Source organism: Streptomyces sp. 2-1, assembly GCF_048564895.1.
In the GTDB taxonomy this organism is placed as follows: Bacteria; Actinomycetota; Actinomycetes; order Streptomycetales; family Streptomycetaceae; genus Streptomyces; species Streptomyces phaeochromogenes.
The window spans coordinates 11,489,710-11,499,191 of the sequence record NZ_CP183383.1; the positions used below are offsets into that span (position 1 = coordinate 11,489,710).

The window sequence follows — 9,482 nt, forward strand, 5'->3', positions numbered from 1 at the left end:
CGGTGGTCAGGCGATGAGCAGGCAGGCGTCCCATGCGGTGCGGGGCGGCGTGGTGGTGGCGGGAGCCAAGAGGGCCAGGGCGATGCCCGCGGCGCCGTCGAGGAACCCGGGTCCGGCTTCGTTCGCCACGGTGGCCGCGGCGGCCACCGGGTCGGTGCCGGGCGGGCAGATCGTGGCCAGGAGCGGCGGGATGACGGCCTGGAGCTGTCCGGCGGTCGAGGGGTGGGCGTCGTCGGCGGTCCGGGCGGCTATGTGGGCGAGGCCGGCGAACCCGTGGCACAGGCCGTTGTCCGTGGTGGCCTTGATCTGTGCGACGTCAGTGAGCGCGGCTACGAGCGCGTTCTCCGTAGCGATACGACGGGGGCTGTCGCCCAAGGCGAGGGCGGCGAGCTGTTGGGCGCGGGCTAGACCGGCGGTGCCGTAGCACCACGATGGCCGCCGCGGCGTGGACGAGGCGAGCCGGTCGTCGCGAAGTTCAGCCCGGGTGACCCAGTACGGCCAGGCCGGGCCGTGGCCGGTCTCCTCCTGCCAGCGGTCGAGCCACGCGAGGATGGTGCGCATCGCGTCGTGGTGCCCGTCGACGAGGGTGTCGTGTCGGGCGGCAAGGGCCAGCAGGGCGAGGACGCCGCCGATGCCGTGAGACATGCCTGAGTTGGCATGCCCCTCGCGGAACCGGACGGGGTCCGGCCGGCCCGTGGGGGCGGTTGGGGTCCACCAGCCCGGCAGGGTCTCGCCGTCGTGTGTGATCGGCTCCGTGAGGCGTACGCAGTAGTCGAGGACCGTACGTACCGCGGCGCTGCCCGGGTCACGGCGCAGGAGGTAGGCGCCATAGCCCGACAGACCCCGGATTGTGTCGAACTCCGTGATCTTGGGGAGCTGTCCGGCGTCAAGGCGACGGTGCGCGGCCGTGAGGCGCCGCAGGACGTCCCGGGCGATCTGCTCGTCCAGGGTGTTGAGGCCGCGCTCGTAGGAGCCGGGCATGTGGTCGGTGGCGCAGGCGAGGGCCTGGGCGAGGGCGGGAGCTCCGTAGAAGGGGTGGCTGTCGGCCCCGCTGGTGAACGGTTGCTGGGCAGCGGCGGCGAGCCAGGCGTGGGCGCGGTGCCACGGCGCCAGTCCGGCCGCGGCGCGCTCGATGTGGAGCAGCGCGATCCCAGGGAGTCCGTAGGCGATGTGCTGTCGGTCCTCGGACGCAGTGCGGGGGCCGATCGGGGCGCTCTCGGGGGTGGCCAGGAGGTCGGCCAAGGCGCTGGACAGCTCGGCAGCGGGAGCGATCACGGGCGTGTCTCCTTTCTCTTCTCGGCGCGGCCGGTCCAGGCCAGGGCGGCGGCGCGCGCGAGGTAGAGGCAGACCTCTTCCTCGGGGAAGTTCACGGCAATGTGCCGTACGAAATGCGTGTGCAGCAGCGAGGTGAGGACGTCGTCGATCGCAATGCCGTCGGTGTCCGGGCCGGGTAGGTGCGTCCGGTACGCGGCGAGCGCGACATCGCGGTCGGCCCAGCCGGTGATGATGGCCGCACCGCCCGGCTCGGCGCGCAGCGCCGCCCAGCCGTGGGTGGGGTCGGCGAGTCGTACGGCTTCCGTGAACTGCCCGCGGTGGACGCGCGTCGGAGCTGTGGCCGGGACGTGGTTGATCAGCCATTGGGTGCCGGCCTTGACGCTGCTGAGGAAGGCGCTGGTGATCGCGACGGTGTGCGCGACCACCAGCGCGCGCTGTTGCGGGCGCTGCGGCTCGCGAAGCTGGGTGAGTATGGCCCGCGAGTCCGCCCGAAAGACACCTTCGGCTGCCTCCCATGCGGCGTCGGAGCCCCAACGGCCCATCTCGCGGTAGGAGGTGGGGAACCGCAGGTCTGACACCAGCCCGGCCGCGCGCAGTTCTTCGGCCCAGGCGGCGACCTTTCCGGCGGTCTCGGCGAACGCGTCCGGGTCGGGCAGGGCGATGCGCAACCGAAGGTGCTGATCGGGATCGCGGAAGCGGATGAACCACCATGGCGGTGCGCCGAGGCGTTCGAGGAGGCCCGGTAGGTGGTGCGCCAGGAGGGTGTCCTGTCGACGCAGGTCGCCGTACACTGCGGCGAGCAATACTGACGAGGCGGCGGGCGTCTGTATCTGCGCCGAGCAGAGCGTGCGGGCCACGGTGGGGGTCGGCAGCGGAGGCCACCCGGGGGCCCGAGTCGCCTTGAGCGGCAGAACGACCTCGTGGGCGCGGCCCTCGCACCAGCCGTACGCCTCGGGGGCCGGAGCTTCGTGAAGGACGGCCGTACCCACGCGGTCGAGGTGCTGACGCAGCAGCGTCCGGTGGCCTGCCTGGTCAAGATCAAGGAAGAGTCGGCGGTCGTCCTCAACGAGGAACACACGCGGCGGCGCGCACCGTCGTGTCCGCCAATCCTCCAGGGCGGCGTCCCAGTTCGCCGAGGGGCGATCAAATCGGGAGAGGTCTGCCGCGGCCAGGCGCCATTGTGCGGGAGCGAGCACCGTGCGCCCGTAGCGCAGCCGGGGCAGGTAGGGCATCGTCGCGGCGGCGCCCCAGTCGAAGACGGTGACCTGGGCGCACTGGGCGCGGGACAGTTCGGTAAGGAACCGCGCCAGGGGCGGGGTGTGGTTCAGGAGGTTCAGGGCGTGCATCCCGACCGGTTCGACGCGGTGGCCGCGCGCGGGGGCGGCCAGGTACATGCGGCGGCCGTCGCAGGCCACCGCCAAGTCCTGGGGCGTGAGCACATGGTCGGCCGGGGCGCGGTGTTCCTGAACGCTCAGGAGGATGGGCAGCACCTGCAGGGTGCGGGTCACGTGGGCGCTCTCGGGCAGCAGAGGTGAGAAAGAGAGCTGCACGGGGACGGTGTCAGCGTCGGCGGCCGGCAGGTCGGACAGCTCCGCCGCCAGGGCCGCGCGGTCGTCGGGGGCCAGCACGCTCAGGAAGCGGCCGCAGGAAACGCCCGCACCGCGCGAGACGCTGACGACCTCCAGCCGGAACCTGCCGCGCTCCAAGTCCCCGAGTGTCGCTGCGTGCACGCGGACGCCGATCTCAAGATGCGGCGGAACGCGGGGGCTTGCGGGGCCGACGTCCAGGTCCGCGAGCAGCTCATCGGTGAGAACGACCTCGTCGCGGCCGTCGAGCACAGCGGTCTGCGCGATGCGCACCAGCGCGTCGTCCCGGGTGGAGAGCTGAGGGCGGCGCGGGCTAGCCGGGGCGCCTGGATATCCCTCGGGGAAACCGGTGCCGCTGTCCGCAACGACCTCGCCCAGCGGCACCATCGTGCCGATGCCGTACCGCTCGTAGAACTGCTGGTGATAGGCACCCCATGCGGCAGTGCCGTACGGGCGGGCGCACACCCGGGTGAGGGCCCATGCGGCGCGCTCGGCCTCGCGGGCGACCGCCTCTGGCAGGGCGAGGCGGGCATTCAGGCGCAGGTCCAGCGCGAGAGGGTGACGGCGCAGGCCCGGCTCTAGGGTCCGCATCCGCTGGGCCACTTGCTTGCGTGCGGCAGAGGTCTGGCACGTAGTCAGGCCGACGTGAATCGCATGCAGTTCGCGCACAGTGTCCGCGACCGGGCCGACAGCTCCGGCATCAGCTGCGTCGAGCTGCTCAAGGAGATACGCGAGGGGATCGGTCTCGGTACTGGGCGCCTGCAGCGCGGTGAGGAGTACGCGGCGTTGGACCAGCCCCTCGACGAGCTGCTGCACCCGCTCCGGCGCCGTCCCAGGGAACTCTGCGGTCAGTTTGCCGACGAGTGCGTCGACCTGAATCGGGGTCCGGCTTGCCGCGAGGACTGTCCGTACGGGATCGGTGAGAGCCAGGGACGCCTCGACGGCGCGCGGCCCGTCCTCGCGGCCGTCTGCCTCGAACGGCACGATGAGCCGGTCTCCGCGGATGCTGATCGTGTTGTTGACGAGCACGGTCAACCGGTCGAGCAGAGCGGGGCAGGTCTCCAGCCGCTGGACGACGGTGGCCAGCCACTCCGCTCCGGCGCGGGCGGTAACGGTATGCCGGGTGCCCCACTCCGCCCGTGCACGTGGGCCGACCGCCGCCGTGGTGATGCCGGCGAACAAGCCGAAAGGAGTCGGCCGGTGCTGGGCCCGCAGGAGATAGCGGGCAACGGACAGGACGGTGCGCCGCACGTCGCGCGCGGATGGCTCCTGGGCGACGAACAAGGCCTCGACTTGCGCGGCCAGCGCTGGCGCGGCGTGTTCGAGCACTTCGGCGTCTTCGCCGGCAGCCCAGACCTCACGTAGCCACCTCATGCGGTCTGCAGTGGATGCGGGTGAGTGGCCAGTGAGATCCGGCGTCGTGGGGCCGGTTAAGGCAGGCCGGGCGGCGGCACGCACGAGAGCGGTTGTGTTGGTTCGGAACGCTGGAGTCGAAACAGCCACCACTACCTCCGAGTGGGATAAGGGGGGCGGGCGGCCGGTGCCGCTGCGCCAGTGGCACACCGGCACCGGCCTGGAGGCACGTCGTCGTCGGTCAGGCGACGTTGGTGGTGCAGGCGCCACAGGTGCTGCCGCAGTTGTCGTTTGTGAGGTTGGTCAGGCTGGCGCTGTCGGCCACCTCCACGAGAGAGACGTCGAGGTCGAACCCGTCCGACGAGGCGGTGGCGGGAGACTGCCCAGTGGTGATCGAGGTGTTGTTGGGGGTCATGAGTCTCAACTCCAGTTCAGTCGTGCCGGATTGGTCTGGAACGCGCACGTCAGGGCGTCATCGGCGGAGCGTTAGCCACGGGGCTACTCCGGCAGGTGATTTCCTGGCCATCCCGGTTCACCAGGCTGTGGGCCGTGGCGAGCTGGGAAGTCATACGCCACTCGGTGGGGCGGGCTCGTGGTGCGTCCCACCGAGTGGCAGTCTCAGGGGGTGACCAGCGATTCGAGCGCGCTGGGCTGCTGGTTGAGGGCGTCGGAAAGGAGGTCGCCGTCGAGCGTGACCCGGACGATGTGGTGGTCCGATACTTCCTGGGGGACCTCGATCACATCCACGCCGGCCACCGCGTCCAGCAGGTCGGTGGTGGCGTAGAGGCGGTCGATGCGGGAGTCCGGTCCGTGCGTCTCGCAGGCGTTGACCGTGCGGGAGACAGCCGTCTTGTCTCCGGTTCTGGCAGACCAGTGGCGGGCCACGTCCTCCAGGCCGGCGGTGCGCAGCGCCTCATCGGGGCGGGTGTCCATCATGCGGGTGCCGTCCGGGCCTATGAACGAGCGGTGGAGGCGGTGGGGTCGGTCTCGGATCTCGTCCAGTACCGGCAGTGCGGGGTCGCCCTCGATGCCGGGGAGTGGATAGCTGTTGTTGTCCCCGGCGACCAGGCACGGCATCCGTACGGTCTCGCCCTGTGGGGTGGTCCACTTCTTGTCGGCCCACGTGGACAGCCACTCCGCCTCGGCAACACGGTTGGTGCTGGATGCGTAGTTGAGGTGGTAGGAGGCCAGGGCAAGCGGTGTGGCCTCGCGGCCTGCGGGCAGATAGCGGATGCTCAGCGCCGTGGGCGGCAGCACCCACATGGGACCCGGCTTCGGCCACTCACGCACCGGGTGGAAGAAACGCGGATCGGCGAAGATCGCGGTGCACGATTCCGGGCCGAGCCAGCCGCGCATCCCGAGAACGCCCTCCAGCTCGTACAGGATCGCGTTGCCGTCGGCGTCCGCGCGCCACATCTCCTGACGGAACACCAGGTGCGGGCTCAGGGACACCAGCCTCTCGTGCGCCTGAAGGCGCTTGGCGCAGTCACCACCACCGTTGTTCTCGAAGTTCCAGGACAGCAGAGTGATGTGTGTGCTCATGCGGCGACCGCCGTCTCATGTGTGGCCGGAGACAGGGCGCGGCGCAGGCCGTCGAGGCTGAACGTCGCCATCACCAGCGCGTGATCGGACACTTCGACCACCTCGTCGGTCGCGATGACCTCCACCCGGGTCAGGGCTTGGGCGGTCCGCGGCGTCGCGAGCAAGCGGTCAATGCGCTGCCTCGGTCCCTGGTCCTCGCGCCACAACGACGCCGTCGGGGCCAGGGCCTCCGGCTGCCCGAGTACGGTTGCCGCGTGGTGGGCCAGATCCACAAGGACGGGTGCCCATCCGTCGTGCTCACCGGCGAGGATCTCGTCCGGGACGGTGTCGGAGAGCCGGGTGCCGTTCCGCTCGATCGTGCGGTGCAGGAAGTGGCTCCGGTCCTTGATCCGGTTCCAGTCCGGCAGCGGCGCCATCTCGTCCGCCGTGCGGTGCGGGTAGGAGTTGCAGTCACCCCCGATGATCGTTTCCAAGCCCGGTTTGCCCAGCGAGACCAGCCGGTGGGCCTCCACCGCCCGATTGGCCGGGGAGAAAGCACACAGGTGGAACGAGGCCAGGCTCAGCCTCCTCACGGCACCGGTGAGCTGAACCACCGGGTTGCAGATCGGATGCCACATCGACGTGCGGTGCTCGAAGAACTCGACGGGCCGCAGCAGGTTCCTGTCGACGTAGACACCGGTCGGGTTGGCGGACTCCCGGGTGGCACTGGCGAGGAACGGAATCATGCGGCTGCCGACGCGATATGCCTCCGCCCACACCGCGCGCCCGCCGAACATGTCGGCACGGGTCAGCTCCTGGCGCAGGAGCACATGCGGCCGAAGTTCGGCGAGGACGTCCATGGCCAGGTGCCATTTCGCATCATCACCGCTGTTGCTGATGCCGTTGTGCGCGACGTTCCACGAGACCACACGGAAAGCGTCGTCATCGAGCCCGGTCAAGAGATTCTCCCTGGGAGTAGGCGAATTGGGGTGTCTCGGATGTGCTGGCACCTGGAGATGCCTGCCGGACCCCTTCTCTTCACGAGCCACCGTCTGGTCCCGCGAAGAGAAGGGAGCCTTCTGCTCAGCCGTCGGGATCAGAAGCCGACACGGTTGCGTAGATCCTTTTGTTCCGCTGCCGCCTGCTGACGAGCCCTTCTTCCCTCAGCAGTTGGAGGGCACTTGAGATCGTGGAGTGGCCCGCGCCGAACTCGGATTCCAGTTCGGCATAGGTGGGCAGGGGGCTGTCTGGCGGGTAGACGCCGCTGCGTAATCGCTCCCGGATGACCTTTCCGATGGCTGCATGGTGTGACGGCGCGCCTGGCGGGGGTGCGCAACGATGGTGCGGGTCGATGACGTACGTTCCCTGCGCGTCGAGGGCGGCGAGGAGTTTCTCCTGCTTCAGTGGTTTCAGGGCCGCCTGAACCGTGGCTTGGCTCACATCGAACTCGGCAGCAAGGACCCTCGTCCCTGGCAGCCAGGTTCCAACGGCGTACGTGTCATCGGCCAACCGTTCCCGAATAATCTTTGTGATCTCCCTGGCCTCACGGGCGGCGGAGTACGTGGCCGACGGGTCGAGGACGAGGTTTCCCATGCCACAGATGGCGTGCAGGATCCCCGTGTCCTTGAGAGGTTGGAGCGCCTGCCGGAGGCCCCAGTGGGATACGCCGAATTCGGCAGCCAGACGCTTCTCCGCGGGCAACACCGTCCCGCGGCCGTACGTGCCATCGGCAACTCGTCCCCTGATGACCTTTCTGATCTGTTCGGGGGTCATGCGGCGGCGATGCGCTGGGGGTTCAGGCACGGTCGAACCCCCGTTTCAGTTCGGCATCCGTGACGCGATCGCGGTGCCATCCGATCTCGTGCTGGGCCGCGTAGGAGTAGTGGTTCCTTGCGGCCGGCCCGAACGCGTCGAGCGCGATCGTGCTGTTGTCGAAGTAGGCCAGGGATTCGATGAGATCGGCCGGTACCCGCAGGGCATCGGCGGTGTAGGCGTCGCCTGTGATGGCGGGTGGCAGCGCCGGTTTGTCGGTGAGCCCGTGGTGGATGGAGGCGAGGGCTGCGGCGAGCGCGAGGTAGGGGTTGGCGTCGGCGCCGGCGAGCCGGACCTCCAGGTGCGCGCCGTCACCGTGGCCGGTGACTCGGATTGCGCAACCACGGTGGTCGAAGCCCCAGGTGAAACGGGTCGGGGCGAACGAGTGCGCCACGAACCGCTTGTAGGAGTTGACGCCGGGTGCCCAGAGCGGGCCCAGGTACGGCATGGCGGAGATCAGCCCGGCAATGGCCCACTGCATCGTTTCGGGCAGCAGGCCCTCGCCCGGGACACCAGGGACGGCGAAGGCGTTGTGCCCGTTGTCCCACAGGGACAGGTGCAGGTGCAGGCCGCTGCCCACGCGGGCCTGGGGGCTGGCCATGAACGTGGGCGTCATGCCGCGCCACCCGCCCAGGTGCTTCACCGCGTGCTTGTAGACGGTGTACGCGTCACAGGCCGCCAGCGGCTCCCCGTAGGGGAACGTGACTTCGACTTGACCAGCGGAACCCTCGGGTTTGACCGCCTCGACCGGCATCCCGGCATCACGCAGCGTCTCCTCCAGCACGATGAGGAAATCGGTCAGGTGCGGAGGAAGGTCGAGGGCGTAGTCGAGGTTGTGGGGTGCCACCGGCTCCAGACCCTGGTACCCGGTCGCGTGCGCGTCTTGCGCGGTGCCCTGGTAGAGCACGAACTCGCTTTCCAGACCCACCGCCACGTCCAGGCCGAGATCCTTGATGCGGGCGAGTTGGGTGCGCAGCATGGTGCGGGGCGCGACGTCGACGGGCAGGCCGCTGCGGTGGAGGGCGTCGGCGTGGACGAGGACCGTGCCCGGCAGATGGGGCAGGCGGCGGATGGTGTTCAGGTCGGGGACGATGTGGACGTCCCCGAACCCCTGCTCCCAGCCGGTCAGTTCGAAGCCGTCCAGGTCCTGCATGTCGACGTCGGTGGCCAGGATGTAGGCGCACATTTCCGCCCCACCCTCTGCGGCGCCCTTGATTGTCTTCAGGAAGCCGGAGGCATCGAGGCGCTTGCCCTTCAGCTGGCCCAGCATGTTGGGGACGGCGAGCAGCACCGTGGTGATGGCACCGCTGTTCACCGCAGTCTTGAGGTCGTCCACGGTCAGGTGTCCGGCGCGCGGCGTTGGGTCGACGGCGTTCATCAGACCATGCCTCCAGCGATCGCGGCGTCTTCAGCGGTGCGGGTCGGCGTGGGCATGTCGTAGTTCTTCCTGCCTGTGGTGATCCACGAGATCCACGCGAAGAGGAGCACCACGCCGAGGGTGATGGGCGCGTAGTTGAAGTTGTCGGCCTGCATCGGGTAGGCCTGGGGCAGGCAGAAGAAGACGGTGAGCACGGCCACGTAGGTGACGGCGATCCAGCCCAGGGGCTTGCTGAACCGGCCCAGGTTCCAGGGGCCTTGCTGGAACCTGGCGCCGGCGCGCAGACGCAGGAAGACCGGGATCGCGTAGGCGGGTGTGATGCCCAGGACGTTGACCGCGGTGACCGCGGCGTACGCGGCGGGCGAGTACAGGCTCGGCAGTGCCAGGACCAGGGCGATCCCCACGGACAGCCACACTGCGGGCGTGGGGTTCTCGGTGCGGGCGTTGACCCGGCTCCACGTCCTCCAGCCCGGCAGCGCCCTGTTGCGGGAGAAGGCATAGATCATGCGACTCGCGGCCGCAGTCTCGGCATTGCCGCACAGGAACTGAGCCACGAT

8 protein-coding genes are annotated in these 9,482 nt (G+C 69.6%); all 8 read right to left on the reverse strand.

Features of this window, described 5'->3' with window-relative positions; genetic code table 11:
- Window positions 1-6 precede the first annotated feature (6 nt).
- Window positions 7-1,275 carry a lanthionine synthetase C family protein gene (locus ACN20J_RS50060; RefSeq protein ID WP_362001030.1) on the reverse strand — a complete coding sequence of 423 codons (1,269 nt, stop codon included), beginning with the start codon at window positions 1,273-1,275 and terminating at the stop codon, window positions 7-9.
- On the reverse strand, window positions 1,272-4,235 hold the full coding sequence (locus ACN20J_RS50065; protein WP_419668798.1) for a lantibiotic dehydratase: 2,964 nt from the start codon (window positions 4,233-4,235) through the stop codon (window positions 1,272-1,274). The genes ACN20J_RS50060 and ACN20J_RS50065 overlap by 4 nt, the downstream gene beginning before the upstream one ends.
- Window positions 4,236-4,455: 220 nt before the next feature.
- On the reverse strand, window positions 4,456-4,629 hold the full coding sequence (locus ACN20J_RS50070) for an FxLD family lanthipeptide (RefSeq protein ID WP_419668799.1): 174 nt from the start codon (window positions 4,627-4,629) through the stop codon (window positions 4,456-4,458).
- Between the two features lie 203 nt (window positions 4,630-4,832).
- Entirely contained in the window at window positions 4,833-5,756 is a 924-nt protein-coding gene (locus ACN20J_RS50075) for an endonuclease/exonuclease/phosphatase family protein (protein WP_419668800.1), read from the reverse strand.
- Window positions 5,753-6,694, reverse strand: coding sequence for an endonuclease/exonuclease/phosphatase family protein (locus ACN20J_RS50080; protein ID WP_419668801.1), 942 nt, complete (start codon window positions 6,692-6,694; stop codon window positions 5,753-5,755). The genes ACN20J_RS50075 and ACN20J_RS50080 overlap by 4 nt, the downstream gene beginning before the upstream one ends.
- Before the next feature lie 124 nt (window positions 6,695-6,818).
- On the reverse strand, window positions 6,819-7,508 hold the full coding sequence (locus ACN20J_RS50085; RefSeq protein WP_419668802.1) for a GntR family transcriptional regulator: 690 nt from the start codon (window positions 7,506-7,508) through the stop codon (window positions 6,819-6,821).
- Between the two features lie 22 nt (window positions 7,509-7,530).
- Window positions 7,531-8,925, reverse strand: coding sequence for a glutamine synthetase family protein (locus tag ACN20J_RS50090; RefSeq protein WP_419668803.1), 1,395 nt, complete (start codon window positions 8,923-8,925; stop codon window positions 7,531-7,533).
- Window positions 8,925-9,482, reverse strand: a 558-nt coding sequence (locus tag ACN20J_RS50095) for an amino acid permease (protein WP_419668804.1), incomplete at its 5' end; no start/stop codon positions are given. The genes ACN20J_RS50090 and ACN20J_RS50095, both read right to left, overlap by 1 nt.

What these genes read in the sequence shown, in the direction of transcription:
- ACN20J_RS50065 (WP_419668798.1), bottom strand. Translation starts at nt 4,235, where the DNA reads ATGAGGTGGCTACGTGAGGTCTGGGCTGCCGGCGAAGACGCCGAAGTG.
- ACN20J_RS50070 (WP_419668799.1), bottom strand. Translation starts at nt 4,629, where the DNA reads ATGACCCCCAACAACACCTCGATCACCACTGGGCAGTCTCCCGCCACC.
- ACN20J_RS50075 (WP_419668800.1), bottom strand. Translation starts at nt 5,756, where the DNA reads ATGAGCACACACATCACTCTGCTGTCCTGGAACTTCGAGAACAACGGT.
- ACN20J_RS50085 (WP_419668802.1), bottom strand. Translation starts at nt 7,508, where the DNA reads ATGACCCCCGAACAGATCAGAAAGGTCATCAGGGGACGAGTTGCCGAT.
- ACN20J_RS50090 (WP_419668803.1), bottom strand. Translation starts at nt 8,925, where the DNA reads ATGAACGCCGTCGACCCAACGCCGCGCGCCGGACACCTGACCGTGGAC.